At 60.8% G+C, this 16,272-nt stretch carries 19 protein-coding genes and 1 other RNA gene; 13 read left to right on the top strand and 7 right to left on the bottom strand.

The window, feature by feature from the left end; all coding sequences use genetic code 11:
- Nucleotides 1-223 precede the first annotated feature (223 nt).
- From ABFB52_RS28165 to ABFB52_RS28140, 6 genes are all read left to right on the top strand, one after another.
- Nucleotides 224-931 carry an FCD domain-containing protein gene (locus ABFB52_RS28165; RefSeq protein ID WP_007951828.1) on the top strand — a complete coding sequence of 236 codons (708 nt, stop codon included), beginning with the start codon at nt 224-226 and terminating at the stop codon, nt 929-931.
- Between the two features lie 120 nt (nt 932-1,051).
- The gene (gene trxA, locus ABFB52_RS28160; RefSeq protein ID WP_003206727.1) at nt 1,052-1,381 is read left to right on the top strand and encodes a thioredoxin TrxA; all 330 of its coding nucleotides are present in this window, start codon (nt 1,052-1,054) and stop codon (nt 1,379-1,381) included.
- A 249-nt stretch (nt 1,382-1,630) separates the two neighbouring features.
- Nucleotides 1,631-2,890 carry a transcription termination factor Rho gene (gene rho, locus ABFB52_RS28155; RefSeq protein WP_011336486.1) on the top strand — a complete coding sequence of 420 codons (1,260 nt, stop codon included), beginning with the start codon at nt 1,631-1,633 and terminating at the stop codon, nt 2,888-2,890.
- A gap of 173 nt (nt 2,891-3,063) precedes the next feature.
- Nucleotides 3,064-4,530 (top strand): 4-hydroxy-3-polyprenylbenzoate decarboxylase, encoded by a 1,467-nt coding sequence (gene ubiD, locus ABFB52_RS28150; protein ID WP_007951823.1) that lies wholly within the window; start codon nt 3,064-3,066, stop codon nt 4,528-4,530.
- On the top strand, nt 4,530-5,498 hold the full coding sequence (locus ABFB52_RS28145) for a CDP-6-deoxy-delta-3,4-glucoseen reductase (RefSeq protein WP_085746755.1): 969 nt from the start codon (nt 4,530-4,532) through the stop codon (nt 5,496-5,498). The genes ubiD and ABFB52_RS28145 overlap by 1 nt, the downstream gene beginning before the upstream one ends.
- A gap of 197 nt (nt 5,499-5,695) precedes the next feature.
- On the top strand, nt 5,696-6,364 hold the full coding sequence (locus ABFB52_RS28140) for a gamma-glutamylcyclotransferase (protein ID WP_085746754.1): 669 nt from the start codon (nt 5,696-5,698) through the stop codon (nt 6,362-6,364).
- Here the strand turns inward: ABFB52_RS28140 and glpT are convergent.
- Nucleotides 6,340-7,689 carry a glycerol-3-phosphate transporter gene (glpT, locus tag ABFB52_RS28135; RefSeq protein ID WP_007951819.1) on the bottom strand — a complete coding sequence of 450 codons (1,350 nt, stop codon included), beginning with the start codon at nt 7,687-7,689 and terminating at the stop codon, nt 6,340-6,342. The genes ABFB52_RS28140 and glpT overlap by 25 nt on opposite strands.
- Nucleotides 7,690-8,015: 326 nt before the next feature.
- Between glpT and ABFB52_RS28130 the strand changes: the two genes are divergently transcribed.
- Complete coding sequence (locus ABFB52_RS28130; protein WP_129973041.1) at nt 8,016-8,630, top strand: energy transducer TonB; 615 nt, start codon at nt 8,016-8,018, stop codon at nt 8,628-8,630.
- A gap of 61 nt (nt 8,631-8,691) precedes the next feature.
- Here ABFB52_RS28130 and ABFB52_RS28125 read toward each other — a convergent pair whose 3' ends face one another.
- On the bottom strand, nt 8,692-9,669 hold the full coding sequence (locus ABFB52_RS28125) for an NADPH:quinone oxidoreductase family protein (protein WP_085746752.1): 978 nt from the start codon (nt 9,667-9,669) through the stop codon (nt 8,692-8,694).
- A 150-nt stretch (nt 9,670-9,819) separates the two neighbouring features.
- Between ABFB52_RS28125 and ABFB52_RS28120 the strand changes: the two genes are divergently transcribed.
- Nucleotides 9,820-10,227, top strand: a complete 408-nt coding sequence (locus ABFB52_RS28120; RefSeq protein WP_007951814.1) for a flagellar basal body-associated protein FliL — start codon at nt 9,820-9,822, stop codon at nt 10,225-10,227.
- 70 nt (nt 10,228-10,297) lie between these two features.
- On the opposite strand, the gene ABFB52_RS28115 is transcribed toward ABFB52_RS28120, so the two are convergent.
- Nucleotides 10,298-10,750 carry an EVE domain-containing protein gene (locus tag ABFB52_RS28115; protein WP_085746751.1) on the bottom strand — a complete coding sequence of 151 codons (453 nt, stop codon included), beginning with the start codon at nt 10,748-10,750 and terminating at the stop codon, nt 10,298-10,300.
- A 197-nt stretch (nt 10,751-10,947) separates the two neighbouring features.
- Here ABFB52_RS28115 and ABFB52_RS28110 point away from each other — a divergent pair, with 197 nt between their 5' ends.
- Nucleotides 10,948-11,103 (top strand): hypothetical protein, encoded by a 156-nt coding sequence (locus ABFB52_RS28110; RefSeq protein ID WP_007911192.1) that lies wholly within the window; start codon nt 10,948-10,950, stop codon nt 11,101-11,103.
- Between the two features lie 35 nt (nt 11,104-11,138).
- Here the strand turns inward: ABFB52_RS28110 and ABFB52_RS28105 are convergent, their stop codons facing one another.
- The 4 genes from ABFB52_RS28105 to ABFB52_RS28090 form a co-directional block, all read right to left on the bottom strand.
- Nucleotides 11,139-11,744, bottom strand: coding sequence for a 5-formyltetrahydrofolate cyclo-ligase (locus tag ABFB52_RS28105; RefSeq protein ID WP_129973014.1), 606 nt, complete (start codon nt 11,742-11,744; stop codon nt 11,139-11,141).
- 80 nt (nt 11,745-11,824) lie between these two features.
- A non-coding RNA gene (gene ssrS, locus ABFB52_RS28100) (6S RNA) lies at nt 11,825-12,003 on the bottom strand.
- 30 nt (nt 12,004-12,033) lie between these two features.
- Nucleotides 12,034-12,351 (bottom strand): cell division protein ZapA, encoded by a 318-nt coding sequence (locus ABFB52_RS28095; protein WP_007967943.1) that lies wholly within the window; start codon nt 12,349-12,351, stop codon nt 12,034-12,036.
- Nucleotides 12,348-12,557: a TIGR02449 family protein gene (locus ABFB52_RS28090; RefSeq protein WP_007940359.1), complete on the bottom strand. Its 210-nt coding sequence runs from the start codon at nt 12,555-12,557 to the stop codon at nt 12,348-12,350. The genes ABFB52_RS28095 and ABFB52_RS28090 overlap by 4 nt, the downstream gene beginning before the upstream one ends.
- Before the next feature lie 125 nt (nt 12,558-12,682).
- On the opposite strand from ABFB52_RS28090, the gene ABFB52_RS28085 reads away from it, so the two are divergent.
- From ABFB52_RS28085 to ABFB52_RS28070, 4 genes are read left to right on the top strand one after another with little or no spacing between them, the layout of a single operon-like run.
- A complete protein-coding gene (locus ABFB52_RS28085) occupies nt 12,683-13,243 on the top strand; it encodes a YecA family protein (RefSeq protein WP_085746749.1) in 561 nt (186 codons plus the stop codon).
- Nucleotides 13,244-13,270: 27 nt separating this feature from the next.
- Complete coding sequence (gene pepP, locus ABFB52_RS28080) at nt 13,271-14,605, top strand: Xaa-Pro aminopeptidase (RefSeq protein ID WP_039765352.1); 1,335 nt, start codon at nt 13,271-13,273, stop codon at nt 14,603-14,605.
- On the top strand, nt 14,602-15,789 hold the full coding sequence (gene ubiH, locus ABFB52_RS28075; protein WP_129973013.1) for a 2-octaprenyl-6-methoxyphenyl hydroxylase: 1,188 nt from the start codon (nt 14,602-14,604) through the stop codon (nt 15,787-15,789). Before pepP ends, ubiH begins: the two co-directional genes overlap by 4 nt.
- A complete protein-coding gene (locus tag ABFB52_RS28070) occupies nt 15,782-16,267 on the top strand; it encodes a DUF4442 domain-containing protein (RefSeq protein WP_129973012.1) in 486 nt (161 codons plus the stop codon). Before ubiH ends, ABFB52_RS28070 begins: the two co-directional genes overlap by 8 nt.
- Nucleotides 16,268-16,272: the final 5 nt, after the last annotated feature.

The raw sequence follows: 16,272 nt of genomic DNA, 5'->3' as shown, positions 1-16,272 counted from the left end.
GCGATCGGACAGAGCATGGGCCGTGCCAAGACTGAGGTTCGGCCCCGCAAAGCCACGGGTTTAGCGGGTTTGTTCGGTCTTACTGGTCTGAACAGTCGGTTCGGGTTTCGCACTGCGATAGCGCATCGACGCGCACCGTCGAACCCCGCTGGGGCACGACTTGCCTGATGCCTCGAATAGCATTACAACTGGCCGCACCTTGGCCTGGTCCGTCTGGAAAACCATGAACTCGATCTCCCGCGCCGTACCCGAAGTGGCGCTGCAAGCGATCCGCAAACTGATTACCGAGCAGGGCTTCGGCCCCGGCGATGCGCTGCCTTCGCAACGGGATCTGGCGGTTCAGCTGGGTGTCAGCCGCGCGTCGTTGCGTGAGGCGTTGTCGTCCTTAAGCGCGCTGGGTGTGGTCAGCATTCAGCCGGGCAAGGGCGTGTTCGTGCAGGCGCCGGTGGAATTGCCGCGCGGCGAGGGCGCTCCGGCCTGGCCGTTTGCAGCCCAGGCTTCGCCGCTGGAAATCTTTCAGTTGCGCTATGCGCTGGAAGGGTTCGCGGCCGGTCTGGCGGCGGTGACGCTGAGCACCTTTGATCTGGACGAACTGGAAGACAATGTCGCCGCCATGCGCGAACAACTGCGCGCCGGCGACTTCGAGGCCGCGGCGAAACTGGATTTCGAATTCCACCGGCGGATCCTGCTGGCCAGCGGCAATCAGGCGATGCTGAGCATCCTCACCGCCAGCGCCGACATCTTTCTGGAGAGCCAGAAACTACCGTTCATCCGCGCCGAGCGGGCCATGGAAACCTGGCAAGAGCATCGCAAGATCCTTCGCGCACTGGCCCGTCGGGCGTCAGCCGCTGCACAGAAAGCCATGCAGGAGCACGTGCGCAACGCGGCCCTGCGCACCGGAATTTCCTTCATCGCCCCCGCCAGCGCGTGACTTGAGCTATACCCAAACTCATGGAGTGCCATAGCAAGACTCAATCATCTGCGGCTTCCTGAACAAGGGAAGGGCGGCTATGATGGGCCACGTTTTTTTGCTTACAACCTGGAGAATTCCATGAGCAGCGATCTGATCAAACACGTTAGCGACGCTAGCTTCGAAGCCGACGTACTCAAGGCCGAAGGCGCTGTCCTGGTCGACTACTGGGCTGAATGGTGCGGCCCTTGCAAAATGATCGCTCCGGTTCTGGACGAGATTGCAGAGACTTACAAAGGCAAGCTGACCGTCGCCAAGCTGAACATCGACGAAAACCAGGAAACCCCTGCCAAGCACGGCGTACGTGGTATTCCGACCCTGATGCTGTTCAAGAACGGCAACGTTGAAGCGACCAAGGTCGGCGCTCTGTCGAAGTCGCAACTGGCTGCTTTCCTCGACGCCAACATCTAAGCGTCGCTGTAAAGATTGTCCTCAAAAAGCCCCGCAAATTGCGGGGCTTTTTGCGTATTCAGGGCTAGACGCTCCGAAACTCAGGTGATACATTCGGCCCCGCACTGGTTTCTCCACTGCCCCCTGCTAGCCGTCGCCGACGCACTCCTTTTCGAATAAGTACGCGATCCTGTCGCCTTCTCCGCGGCGCGGCCTCATTAAGCCAAAAGCTTAATTTCCCCCCTCCATAAATGATTACGTCATTCCTATATGAATCTGACTGAACTCAAGCAAAAGCCGATTACCGAACTGCTCGAATTGGCCGAACAGATGGGCATAGAAAATATGGCCCGTTCGCGCAAGCAGGACGTGATTTTCTCCCTGCTGAAAAAGCACGCTAAAAGCGGTGAGGAAATCTCCGGTGATGGCGTGCTGGAGATTCTCCAGGACGGCTTCGGCTTCCTGCGCTCCGCTGACGCTTCCTACCTCGCCGGCCCTGACGACATCTACGTCTCGCCGAGCCAGATCCGCCGTTTCAACTTGCGCACCGGTGACACCATCGTTGGCAAGATCCGCCCGCCGAAGGAAGGCGAGCGTTATTTCGCCCTGCTCAAGGTCGACACGATCAACTTTGATCGTCCTGAGAACGCGAAGAACAAGATTCTCTTCGAGAACCTGACCCCGCTGTTCCCGACCGTGCGCATGAAGATGGAAGCCGGCAACGGTTCCACCGAAGACCTGACCGGTCGTGTGATCGACCTGTGCGCCCCGATCGGCAAAGGCCAGCGCGGTCTGATCGTTGCACCGCCGAAAGCCGGTAAAACGATCATGCTGCAGAACATCGCAGCGAACATCGCCCGTAACAACCCTGAAGTTCACCTGATCGTGCTGTTGATCGACGAACGTCCGGAAGAAGTGACCGAAATGCAGCGCACCGTGCGCGGCGAAGTGGTTGCCTCGACCTTCGACGAGCCGCCGACCCGTCACGTGCAAGTGGCTGAAATGGTGATCGAGAAGGCCAAGCGCCTGGTCGAACACAAGAAGGACGTGGTGATCCTGCTCGACTCCATCACCCGTCTGGCCCGTGCCTACAACACCGTGATCCCGAGCTCCGGCAAGGTGCTGACCGGTGGTGTCGATGCCCACGCCCTGGAGAAACCGAAGCGTTTCTTCGGCGCTGCGCGCAACATCGAAGAAGGCGGCTCGCTGACCATCATCGCCACCGCGCTGGTTGAAACCGGCTCGAAGATGGACGAAGTGATCTACGAAGAGTTCAAGGGCACCGGCAACATGGAGCTGCCACTGGACCGTCGTATCGCCGAGAAGCGTGTGTTCCCGGCCATCAACATCAACAAGTCCGGTACCCGTCGCGAAGAGCTGCTGACCGCCGACGACGAACTGCAGCGTATGTGGATCCTGCGCAAACTGCTGCACCCGATGGATGAAGTTGCCGCCATCGAGTTCCTGGTCGACAAGCTGAAAACGACCAAGACCAACGACGAATTCTTCCTGTCGATGAAACGCAAGTAATATCGCTGGTCGGTTCAGAAAAATGGCGCCCCTGGAGGGCGCCATTTTTTTTGCCACGGTTCGGCTGCCCCGACCTTCCGGGAGACACTGATTGCTGTTTGCAGAGCCACGATAGCTGCCAGCGGCCGACAGAGCAGGTAGGATGTACGCCTATTTTGAGGGTGCCATCGTCAATGAAATTCAAGGATCTTCGGGATTTCGTGCAGCAGCTTGAGCAGCGCGGAGAGTTGAAACGCATCCAGATTCCCGTCTCGCCGGTGCTGGAAATGACCGAGGTGTGCGACCGCACGCTGCGGGCCAAGGGCCCGGCGCTGCTGTTCGAGAAACCGACCGGTTATGACATCCCGGTGCTCGGCAACCTGTTCGGTACTCCCGAGCGGGTGGCCATGGGCATGGGCGCCGAGTCGGTCAGCGAACTGCGCGAAATCGGCAAGCTGCTGGCGTTTCTCAAGGAACCGGAGCCGCCGAAGGGCTTGAAGGACGCGTGGTCGAAGCTGCCGATCTTCCGCAAGATCATCGCGATGGCGCCGAAAGTCGTCAAAGACGCGCCGTGCCAGGAAGTGGTCATCGAAGGCGACGACGTCGATCTGGCGATGCTGCCGGTACAGACCTGCTGGCCGGGCGACGTGGCGCCGCTGATCACCTGGGGCCTGACCGTCACCAAGGGCCCGAATAAGGACCGGCAGAATCTCGGCATCTACCGCCAGCAAGTGATCGGTCGCAACAAGGTCATCATGCGCTGGCTCAGCCACCGTGGCGGCGCGCTGGACTTTCGAGAGTGGTGCGAGAAGCATCCGGGTCAGCCGTTCCCGGTGTCCGTGGCCCTTGGTGCGGATCCGGCGACCATTCTCGGCGCCGTTACTCCGGTGCCGGACAGCCTCTCCGAATACGCCTTCGCCGGTCTGCTGCGCGACAGCCGCACGGAACTGGTGAAGTGCCGTGGCAACGACCTGCAAGTGCCGGCCACGGCAGAAATCATCCTTGAAGGCGTGATCCATCCGGGCGAAATGGCCGATGAAGGCCCGTACGGCGACCACACCGGTTATTACAACGAAGTCGACAGCTTCCCGGTGTTCACCGTCGAGCGCATCACCCACCGGATCAAGCCGATCTACCACAGCACCTACACTGGCCGTCCGCCGGATGAGCCGGCGATTCTTGGCGTGGCGCTGAACGAAGTGTTCGTACCGATCCTGCAGAAGCAGTTCCCGGAGATCACCGACTTCTACCTGCCGCCGGAAGGCTGCTCGTACCGCATGGCCGTGGTGACGATGAAGAAGTCGTATCCGGGGCATGCCAAGCGCGTGATGCTGGGTGTCTGGTCGTTTTTGCGACAGTTCATGTACACCAAGTTCGTTATCGTCACCGACGACGACATCAACGCGCGGGACTGGAACGACGTGATCTGGGCCATCACCACGCGCATGGACCCCAAGCGCGACACGGTGATGATCGACAACACGCCGATCGACTACCTCGACTTCGCCTCGCCGGTGTCGGGGCTCGGCTCGAAGATGGGCCTGGACGCCACCCATAAGTGGCCGGGCGAAACCACTCGCGAGTGGGGCCGCGTCATCGTCAAGGATGACGCCGTCACCCAACGGATCGATGCCATCTGGAATCAGTTAGGAATAGATTGATGCGTGTAACCCTGCAGCCCTCCGGAGCGGTACTCGAGATACGGCCCGGAGAGCGGATTCTCGATGGTGCGCGGCGCCTGGGCTACGAATGCCCGCAAAGCTGCCGCAACGGCAATTGCCATGTGTGTGCGGCGCTGCTGGTGGAAGGCCGGGTCGAACAGGCCGGCAAGGTGCACGACCACGGTGAGTTCTACACTTGCATAGCGGAGCCGCTGGAAGACTGCATCGTGCTGTGGGATGGCGTGCTCGCGCTGGGAGAACTGCCTGTGCGCAGCGTGTCGTGTCAGGTCATCGAATGCCGGGACGTCGGTGGCGATACCTTTCGTGTGCGCCTGCGGGCACCAGCCGGCAAGCCGCCGCGCTACCACGCTGGCCAGTATCTGATGATCGAGCGCGAGAACGGCGAGAAGTCGGCGTTCTCCATGGCCTCGGCGCCCCACGGCGGGCGCGATCTGGAAATCCATGTGCTGGCGCGCGAATCCAGTGCGCTGAACCTGATCGATCAGCTCACGCGCAACCCGATGGTGCGGGTCGAACTGCCATTCGGCGATACCCACCTGGCGGAACTGCCGGACGGGCCGCTGGTGCTGATCGCCGCCGGCACCGGCATGGGCCAGATCCATAGCCTGATCGAACATTGCCGGGCCAGCGGCTTCAAGCATCCGGTGCACTTGTACTGGGGCGTGCGTCGTCCGGAAGATTTCTACGAAATCGAACATTGGGACGAATGGCTGAAGTTGCCCAATCTGTTCCTGCACAAGGTCGTCAGTGACCAGTGCGGCTGGGAAGGGCGCTGTGGCATGTTGCATGAGGCGGTGTGCGAGGATTTCCCTGATCTGAAACCGCTGCACGTCTATGCCAGCGGCTCGCCGGCCATGGTCTACGGCACGCTGGATGCGCTGGTGGAAGCAGGGATGGATGCCCATCAGATGCGTGCGGATGTGTTTGCTTACGCACCCCGCGCCTGAGTTCGTTATAACTCGTCATATAGCCGATCGGTATTTATGTAATTGCATAAATGCCGGTAGGTTATATATCCATCAGGCAATCAATTAAGAACTGTGCCATGGCACTCAAATTGCCTTAAAACATATGTGCCTTATTGTTACAGCGGTGCGTTCTATTAAGTAATTCTTCACCCGCGGGGAGCTGAACGCTATTCGCCATGAGCGCCATTGAAAACGCTTTTCTGAACCTGGCTTACCCTCCGCGGCTCGATCTTGGGCCGCAGCTGACGCACGAACAACTTCTCGCTTCCATGCAATCGACCATGGCGCGCCACAAGGGCGGGCCGGTGTGGCTGTTCGCCTACGGTTCGCTGATCTGGCGGCCGGAATGCACAGCCGTGGAGCGGGTGCGTGGGCGCGTGCATGGCTATCACCGTGGCTTGTACTTGTGGTCCCACGAGCATCGCGGCACGCCGGAAATGCCGGGACTGGTCTTTGGTCTGGATCGTGGCGGCTCGTGCAGCGGCTTCGCCTACCGGTTGCCGGAAGACAATCTGGACAGCGCGCTGTATGCGTTATGGAAGCGCGAGATGCCGTTCCCGTCCTATCGGCCACACTGGCTCAACTGCCGACTCGAAGATGGCAGCCAGGTTCAGGCCTTGGGATTCGTATTGGAGCGACACCTGCCCAGCTATGCCGGCAACTTGCCGGATCATGTGCTGAGCCAGGTGTTCGAAAGCGCTTGCGGGCGTTACGGCACCACTCGCGATTATGTCGAGCAGACCGCCCACGCCCTGCGCAGCCACGCCATGCCAGACCGGAATCTGGAGGCGCGGCTCAAGCGCTGTAAGTCAAAGACCGATCAGGCGACTGCTTCGCGGCTCTGACTGGCGACTTGCTTGTGCCACAGGGTCGGGGCCAGGAAGGCCATCGACAGCAGGCAAGCGCCCACCAGCAGCACGAAACCGCCATCCCAGCCGAAGTGGTCCACGGTGTAGCCCATCGCTGCACTGGCCGCGACCGAACCACCCAGATACCCGAACAGACCGGTGAAGCCTGCGGCAGTGCCGGCGGCTTTCTTCGGCGCCAGTTCCAGCGCCTGCAGGCCGATCAGCATCACCGGGCCGTAGATCAGGAAGCCGATGGAGAACAGCGCGATCATGTCGACGGTCGGGTTGCCGGCCGGGTTCAGCCAGTACACCAGCGTCGCCACGGTCACCAGTGCCATGAACACCATGCCGGTCAGGCCACGGTTGCCACGGAAGATCTTGTCCGACATCCAGCCGCACAGCAGCGTGCCCGGAATCCCCGCCCACTCGTAGAAGAAATAGGCCCACGAGGTTTTATCCACGGTGAAACCCTTGGCTTCCTTCAGGTAGGTCGGCGCCCAGTCCAGCACGCCGTAGCGCAACAGGTAAACGAAGACGTTGGCCATGGCGATGTACCAGAGCATTTTGTTGCGCAGCACGTATTTGACGAAGATTTCCTTGGCACTGAATTCGTCTTCGTGGCTGGCGTCGTAGCCTTCCGGGTAGTCGTTCTTGTACTTCTCGATCGGCGGCAGGCCGACCGATTGCGGGGTATCGCGCATGGTCACGAAGGCGAACACCGCTACCGCCAGGGCCACGGCAGCCGGGACGTAGAACGCCGCGTGCCAGTCGTTGAACAGGCCCATGCCGATCAGGAACAGCGGGCCGATCAAACCACCACCGACGTTATGCGCCACGTTCCACACCGATACCACGCCGCCACGTTCCTTCTGCGACCACCAGTGCACCATCGTGCGTCCGCTCGGCGGCCAGCCCATGCCCTGGGCCCAACCGTTGATGAACAGCAAGATAAACATCATGGTCACGCTGGAGGTTGCCCAAGGCGCGAAACCGAAAATGAACATCACCCCGGCCGATACCAGCAGGCCGAATGGCAGGAAGTAACGCGGGTTGGAGCGGTCGGACACCAGGCCCATGAGGAACTTGGACAGACCGTAGGCAATGGCGATGGCCGACATCGCCAGACCCAGATCACCACGGCTATAGCCTTCGTCGATCAGGTACGGCATGGCCAGCGAGAAGTTCTTGCGCAGCAGGTAGTAACCCGCGTAGCCAAAGAAGATGCCGGCGAAGATCTGCCAACGCAGGCGTCGGTAGGTGCTGTCGATTTTTTCTTCAGGCAATGGAGCCTGATGTGCGGCAGGACGAAAGAAAGCAAACATTCAAGAGCTCCAGATTTCTTGTTTTGACTGCGGATGCGAATGTTACAGTTTCGTTACCGAAAATAGCACCGCTTCCCATCGGCAAAACAGCGGAAATGTTGGAAGTCGCGCGTTCCTTTATGAACATGTCGCTCAGATATAAGTGCGGGGCGTTGTGGGAAAGGTTACTTCGGCGTCTTCCTGCCGGGTTTCAGGGCTTTGTAGGGCGCAGGTTTGGGAAATGTCCTGCGAACAATGCAGAAGGCGCGGCGTTCTGTTTCAGGCTGCCGGGCTCTACCCTTTTGATGGTGCCAATCGGGCATTCGAGCGGTAAAGGGGGAGGGCTCATGCGGTGGTGTGTGTTGCTGTTTTTGCTGATGGCATCGGGAGGTGCGTGGGCGTCAGAGGTGCTGCTGATTCCGGAAAACAACCCGAGGCCGGTCTATCCGCGAGGGCTTTTCAGGGCTGGCGTGGTCGGTGAAGTGGGCGCCGAGTTCACCGTCCATGCCGACGGTTCAGTCGACCGGATCAGCTTTGCGCCAAGCAGCCATCCGGAGCTGATCGAAGCGGTCAGGGCGGCTGTCGAGCAATGGCGTTTCAAACCGTGTATCGTCGAGGGCGACAAACCGGCACAGACGCGGGTCTTCGCACCGATGGTATTCAGGCTGGATCTGGATCAACCCATCCACATCAACCAGCAACTGAAAGCCTTGAAGTGCCGCACCTTGAACGAATACCTCGGCAACATTGCGGAGCAATCATGGATCGATACCAAGGTGTTCGTTTACACCAGGGCCTACCTTTCCAATGTGTTCCACAAAGCGCAGCTGCCGGACGAACAGCGGCTGGCGATGATCGCCAGACTGAACAAGCGGATTCCATCGATTGTAAGGAGTTGCCGTAGTAGCCCGGTCCGGACGTACATGAGCCTGTTGCCGGAGGATATTCGCAGTTTGATGTAGGGCTGGAGTGCTCTGAAGAGCGATCCGGAAGTGGCCATCAATTCCGGATCGCCCGATCAGCTCAGCGCACTTGCACTACGACTTTCCCGACAGCCTTGCGCTGCCCGAGATCATTGATCGCCTGCGCGGCATTGCCCAGCGGATAGACCTGTGACACCAGCGGCTTCAGCTTGCCCTCGGCAAACCAGCCGAACAGTTGCTGGAAGTTCGCCGCGTTGTCCTGCGGCTGGCGCTGGGCGAAGGAGCCCCAGAACACGCCGAGTACCGCGGCGCCCTTGAGCAGGGCGAGGTTGACCGGCAGTTCGGGAATGCGGCCGCTGGCGAAACCGACCACCAGCAGGCGGCCGTTCCAGGCGATGGCGCGGATGGCTTGATCGAACAGGTCGCCGCCGACCGGGTCGTAGATCACGTCGGCGCCCTGGCCGTCGGTCAGGCGCTTGATCTCGTCCTTGAGGCTGGTTTCGCTGTAGTTGATCAGTTCGTCGGCACCGGCAGCCTTGGCCACGGCGAGTTTTTCCGCGCTGCTGGCAGCGGCGATCACCCGGGCGCCCATGGCTTTGCCGATTTCCACGGCGGCCAGGCCAACACCGCCAGAAGCACCGAGCACCAGCAGGGTTTCACCCGGTTGCAGGTTGCCGCGCTGTTTGAGGGCGTGCATCGACGTGCCGTAGGTCATGCTGAAGGCGGCGGCGGTGTTGAAATCCATCGACGGCGGGATCGGCAGCACGTTATAGCCCGGAACCGCGACCTGCTCGGCGAAGCTGCCCCAGCCGGTCAGGGCCATGACCCGGTCGCCGACCTTCAGGTGACTGACTTTTTCACCCACCGCGCTGACCACGCCGGAGGCTTCGCCACCCGGGGAGAACGGGAAGGGCGGCTTGAACTGGTATTTGCCCTCGATGATCAGCGTGTCCGGGAAGTTGACCCCGGCGGCGTGCACGTCCAGCAGGATTTCGTTCTTTTTGGCGACAGGACTGGCGACGTCTTCCAGCACCAGCGATTCGGCAGGGCCGAAGGCTTTGCACAGCACGGCTTTCATCAGGGCTATTCCTTTGGGAGTGATGGCCGATAAGTGTAGGTGTGGCAGTCAACGGGTCAACGAGCATGCCCGGCCCTGATAGTCCGCCATAAGCTTGTGCTTGCGCGGCGGGTCGTTATGCTAGGCCGCAAACCGGATAAGGAGCGAATTGTGAAAGCGTGGATCATGTTGTTGCTGGCCCTGTCTCTGCCTGTGGCAGCGCTGGCCGAAGAAGCCAAAGAAGGCGAGGCGCCGAAGGTCAACTACATCACCCTGAGCCCGCCGTTTGTGGGCAACTACGGGCTCGATGGCACCCCGAAGCTCAAGGTCTACAAGGCCGACGTGGCACTGCGGGTGACCGGTGAAGAGGCGACCAAACTGGTCAAGGCCAACGAGCCGCTGATCCGCAATCAACTGGTGGCGCTGTTCACCCAGCAGACCACCGATGCGATGGGCAGCATCGAAGGCAAGGAAAAACTGCGTCAGGAAGCCTTGAAGCAGACCCAGCAAGTGATGAATGACGAGACCGGCAAGCCGGTGGTTGAAGATCTGTTGTTCAACAACCTGATCATTCAATAAGACATTCGTTGTCCGGGCGGTCCCCATCGCTGGCTTGCCAGCGATGGCATTTTGTCAGGCGACAAATGACTCAGGGTTTGAGCGCGATCACCGCCGCCCACTGCTCGGCCGTCACCGGCATCACCGACAGTCGCGAACCCTTTTGCACCAGCGGCATCTCGGCCAGCGCGGTCTGCTGTTTCAGGTAATCCAGCTTCAAGACCCGGCTGAAAGTTTCGACGTGGGCGACATCAATCGCGCTCCAGGCGTTCTTCTCCGGCGTGGCTTTCGGATCGAAGTAATGGCTTTCCGGTTCCAGTGCGGTGGGATCCGGGTACGCGGCTTCGATTATTTTGCCGATTCCGGCAATCCCCGGCTCCGGGCAGCTGGAATGGTAGAAAAAGAACTGGTCCCCAACTGCCATGGCCCGCAGGAAATTGCGTGCCTGATAGTTGCGAACCCCGTCCCAGCGCGCTTTGCCGAGCTTTTCCAGGCCCTTGATCGAGAGTTCGTCGGGCTCGGATTTCATCAGCCAGTAGGCCATGGTTTTTGCTCCTCAAGCGGTCATTGGGCAGGTTGTCCGGCAATTTTATGACAAACCGACGGTCGGTTGACGCCAGCATTTGCGCAGAGGTTCACGTTGTCGCAAAATGCCGGCCTTTAAAGCTTGACGCTGCTGCACGGCCTACGAATGGAAACCGCTGCTGTCATCGTGATGATGTGCCTTGAGGGGGGCAATCGATGAAACGCAAACCGGATTTGCTGTGGACTTTGGTGATTTTGTTCGGTCTGGGCGTCGTGACCACCGGTTATGCGCAAAGTCTGTGGGCCAACAAGGCCGATGCACCGATTGAAGTAGCGCAACAAGTACAACAGTCGACAGCCTTCAAACGCTGAAACTGCCTTCTCGACGCCGCTGATCCGCGCGGCGTCTATCCCGCGAAATACCACGCCTTGTCTGTCACCGTTCCCTGCAACGGTACATCCCAGCTCGCTTGCGCGAGACGTTCGACTTTCTGACATTCATGGGCCAGCCCCAACAGCGTCGGCTTGCGCCAGTTCTGGCGTCGGGCCAGATACGCCAGACTGCGATCGTAGAATCCGCCGCCCATGCCCAGGCGTCCGCCGACATCGTCGAATCCCACCAGTGGCAACAGCACCAGATCCAGCGCCCAGACCTTGCGTTGACGGGCCATATTGGCGCGCGGCTCAAGGATGCGGAAGCGGTTGGGTTTGAGTTTTTCGCCGGGACGGATCTGCTGAAAGACCATTTTGGTCCGCGGCCAGGCACTGAGCACCGGCAGGTAGGTTTTCTTGCCCCGACGCTGGGCCGCGCGCAGCAACAGGCGCGGGTCGATTTCACCGTCGGTGGGCAGGTACAGGGAAATGTGTTTCGCCCGGCGAAAGTGCGGGTCTTGTGCCAGTTGCTTGTACAGACCTTCGGCGGCCTGGCGTTGTTCGCTTCGCGTCAGCGAGCGGCGGGCCTTGCGCAGCAGGCGGCGCAGTTGGGGACGGGGCAGCAACGCGGGTTCGGTCATGGTTCGGCTTCGGCAGGGTGGGGCGAAAACGTACGCATAAAAAATCCGATGCCGGCATGCACCGGCATCGGATTCGAATCAGGCTCCCCGGATGAGCCGCTGTCGACTTAGCCCTTGAACCCGAGAGTTCAAGGTGGAGGATGCAGTAGGCTTTAAGGCTTTCCGTCTGGCGGACATGCACACCAGCCCAACGTGCAACCCCCAGGGTAGTGCAAATCGGCTCAGGGACATCGTCAACTGGCAAGCACCCCAGGGAGTGCGGCGAGTATAACTCAAGCGGCCTGGCGAATCAGCCCTTGCTGATGTCCGGATCGTCGGCCAGCACCAGATCGACACGATCGAGCAAGTCACGCACCTGTTCACGGGTCGAGCCGCTTGCCTGGATGTCCGGACGCTCTTCTTTGTGCAAGAGATCGTGGGTGATGTTCAGCGCGGCCATCACGGCGATGCGGTCGGCGCCGATGACTTTGCCGCTGCTGCGGATTTCGCGCATCTTGCCGTCCAGGTAACGCGCGGCACTGACCAGATTGCTGCGTTCTTCCTGGGGACAGATGATCGAATATTCTTTGTCGAGGATCTGCACGGTAACGCTATTGCTTGAACTCATGAGTCTTGCTCCAGGGCCTTGAGGCGCGAAATCATCGATTCGACCTTACGCCGGGCGATTTCGTTTTTTTCAATGAGGTGCGCGCGTTCCTCGCGCCAGGTCTTTTCCTGAGCAAGTAAGAGTGCATTTTGACTCTTTAGTTGCTCGACTCGGGTAATCAGCAGTTCGAGTCTGGCCATCAGCGCTTGCAGGTCGGTGTCTTCCATTGTGTCCACTGATTCGGTCTGATGGGTTTGGCTGGCGGACAGCCTTTAATGGTCTTGGCGAGTCTGTCGATGTAGGATACAAGGCCTTCATTCTAGACATAGCGCCGTCTGGCGCCTAGCTGCCCATGCCCATTCAGAATTCCCCGTACCAAGGCTTTGCCACCCTGCTGAACTCCAGCGGTCACTCCGTTTCGCCTGCCGAACTGCACGGCCTGTTGCTGGGCCGCAGTTGCGCTGGCGCCGGCTTCACTGCCGAAGAATGGCTGATCGATGCCGCCGAGCTGCTCGAAAGCGAGCCGCAGGACAACGTCCGCAACGCGCTGATCGGTCTGCAGGAGATGGTCAAGAGCGAACTCACCGGCGATGACGTCACCGTGGTTCTGCTACTGCCGAACGATGACGCGCCACTGGCCGAGCGCGCCGCCGCACTGGGCGAATGGTGCCAGGGCTTCCTTACCGGTTTCGGCCTGAACTGCCGCGACAGCAGCATGCTGAGCACCGAAGCCACCGAAGTGTTGCAGGATTTGGCAGCGATCTCCCAGGTGCAAGACGCACTGGAAGAATCCGAAGACGGCGAAAGCGACTATATGGAAGTCATGGAGTACCTGCGTGTCGCTCCGCTGCTGCTGTTCTCCGAAACCAAAAAGGCCGACGTGCCGCCAGCGGCCAAGCCGTCGCTGCACTGATCGCGTGCCAGGGAAAGCCATCTGCCCATGATCCATATCCCGAAAGCGGAATACGCCCGGCGCCGCAAGGCGCTGATGGCGCAGATGGAACCCAACAGCATCGCGATCCTGCCTGCCGCCGCGGTCGCCATCCGCAACCGTGACGTCGAGCATGTCTATCGCCAGGACAGCGATTTCCAGTACCTGAGCGGTTTCCCCGAGCCACAGGCGGTCATCGTCCTGATGCCCGGTCGCGAACACGGCGAGTACGTGCTGTTCTGCCGTGAACGCAACGCCGAGCGCGAACTCTGGGACGGCCTGCGCGCCGGCCAGGAAGGCGCGATCCGCGATTTCGGCGCCGACGACGCCTTCCCGATTACCGACATCGACGACATTCTGCCGGGCCTGATCGAAGGCCGCGACCGGGTGTATTCGGCGATGGGCAGCAACCCGGAATTCGACCGCCACCTGATGGACTGGATCAACGTGATCCGCTCCAAGGCGCACCTCGGCGCCCAGCCGCCGAACGAATTCGTTGCCCTGGATCACCTGCTGCACGACATGCGCCTGTATAAATCGGCGGCAGAAGTGAAGGTGATGCGCGAGGCCGCGCGGATTTCCGCCCAGGCCCACATCCGGGCGATGCAGGCCAGCCGTGCCGGGCTGTACGAGTACAGCCTCGAAGCCGAACTGGATTACGAATTCCGCAAGGGCGGGGCGAAAATGCCCGCCTACGGTTCGATCGTCGCCGCTGGGCGCAACAGCTGCATCCTGCATTACCAGCAGAATGACGCGCTGCTCAAGGACGGCGATCTGGTGCTGATCGACGCTGGTTGCGAGATCGACTGCTACGCCAGTGACATCACCCGCACCTGGCCGGTCAACGGCAAGTTTTCCGCTGAACAGAAAGCGATCTACGAACTGGTGCTGGCTTCGCAGGAAGCCGCGTTCGCCGAAATCGCCCCGAACAAACACTGGAACCAGGCGCATGAAGCCACGGTTCGGGTGATCACCACCGGGCTGGTGAAGCTGGGGCTGTTGCAGGGCGAAGTGGACGAGTTGATCGCCTCCGAAGCCTACAAGGCGTTTTACATGCATCGCGCCGGGCACTGGCTCGGGATGGATGTGCATGACGTCGGCGAATACAAGGTCGGCGGTGAATGGCGAGTGCTGGAAGTCGGCATGGCGCTGACCGTGGAGCCGGGCATCTACATCGCCCCGGACAATCAGAACGTAGCGAAGAAATGGCGCGGCATTGGCGTGCGCATCGAGGATGACGTGGTAGTGACCAAAAGCGGTTGTGAAATCCTGACCGGCGGCGTGCCGAAAACCGTCGCCGAGATCGAAGCGCTGATGGCGCAAGCACGGACCTGCGCGGCATGAGTCGGGTCAATCTGGCAATCATCGGTGGCGGTCTGGTCGGCGCCAGTCTGGCGTTGGTCTTGCAGGCCGGCGCCAGGGCCCGTGGCTGGAAGATCGTGCTGATCGAACCGTTCGCCCCCGGTGACACCTGGCAACCAAGCTACGACGCGCGCTCCTCGGCGCTGTCCTTCGGCTCGCGGCAGATTTATCAGCGGTTGGGCGTGTGGCAGGAAATCTCCCGCCGCGCCGAACCGATCAAGCAGATTCATGTATCCGACCGTGGTCGCTTTTCCACTGCTCGCCTGTCGGCGATGGAAGAGGGCGTCCCGGCGCTCGGCTATGTGGTGGAAAACGCCTGGCTCGGCCAGTGCCTGTGGCAGCACCTCGACAAAGACGTGATCAGTTGGCGCTGCCCGGCGGAAGTTTCCCGCATGGAGCCGCTGCCCGACGGCTATCGGCTGACCCTCAACGATGAAATCACGGTCGAATGCGATCTGGCGGTGCTCGCCGATGGCGGCCGTTCCGGTCTGCGCGAGCAACTGGGCATCAACGTGCGCAAGCGCCCGTACAACCAGAGCGCGCTGATCGCCAACATCACCCCGAGCGAAGCGCACAATGGCATGGCCTTCGAGCGCTTCACCGACGAAGGCCCGATGGCGCTGCTGCCGCTGCCGGAAAACCGCTGCGCGCTGGTCTGGACCCGTCTGGGCATGGACGCGCAACGTCTGGCCGACCTGAGCGAACGTGATTTCCTCAGCGAGCTGCAAGGTGTGTTCGGCTACCGTCTCGGTACGTTGAAACAAGTTGGCGCGCGGCATCTGTATCCGCTGTCGCTGGTGGAAGCCGAAGAGCAGGTGCGCTCGCATCTGGCCGTTCTCGGCAACGCCGCCCACAGCCTGCATCCGATTGCCGGGCAGGGTTTCAACCTGTCCCTGCGCGATGCCGATGCCTTGGCCGCCGCGCTGCTGGCCAGCGACAAACCGCTGGGGGATTTCGCCACGTTGCAGGCCTATCGCGAGCGTCAGCGTCTCGATCAGGATCTCACCGTGGGTTTCTCCGATCAGGTCACGCGCCTGTTCGGTAGCACTCAGCCGCTGGTGTCGCTGGGGCGCAACATCGGCCTGCTCGGCCTCGATCTGCTGCCGCCGGCCAAGCGCTGGTTCGCCCGTCAGGCCATGGGGCTGGGGACGCGACCGGATGCGTGAGTGGCTGATCAAAAGGTTTGGCAAGGCGCGGCTGATGCGCTGGATCATGACGTTCTACCCGCCGTACTTCGGCGCCGGTGTCCGGGTGCAGCACATCAGCGATGACTTTCGTGACATTCAGGTCTCGATGGGCCTGGGCTGGTACAACCGCAATTACGTCGGCACCCAGTTCGGCGGCAGTCTGTATTCGATGGTCGATCCGTTCTTCATGTTGATGCTCATGGAGAACCTCGGCTCGCGGTACATCGTCTGGGACAAGGCCGCCGACATTGATTTCATATCGCCGGGCAAAGGCCCGGTGTTCGCCCGGTTCAACATCGACGACACCCTGCTCGACGAGATCCGTCGGCAGACCGCCAATGGCGAGAAGTACCTGCCGCAGTTGCAGGTCGACATTCATGACGGCGCCGGCAATCTGGTGGCGCGGGTCGGTAAAACCCTTTACGTGCGGCTCAAGCCGCCAGCGAGACAGGCTTAAAGCAT

Source organism: Pseudomonas sp. 9.2(2024), assembly GCF_039695385.1.
GTDB lineage: Bacteria > Pseudomonadota > Gammaproteobacteria > Pseudomonadales > Pseudomonadaceae > Aquipseudomonas > Aquipseudomonas paraglycinae.
Note: the sequence above shows the minus strand (reverse complement) of the source record. Positions and strands in the feature narration are given on the sequence as shown.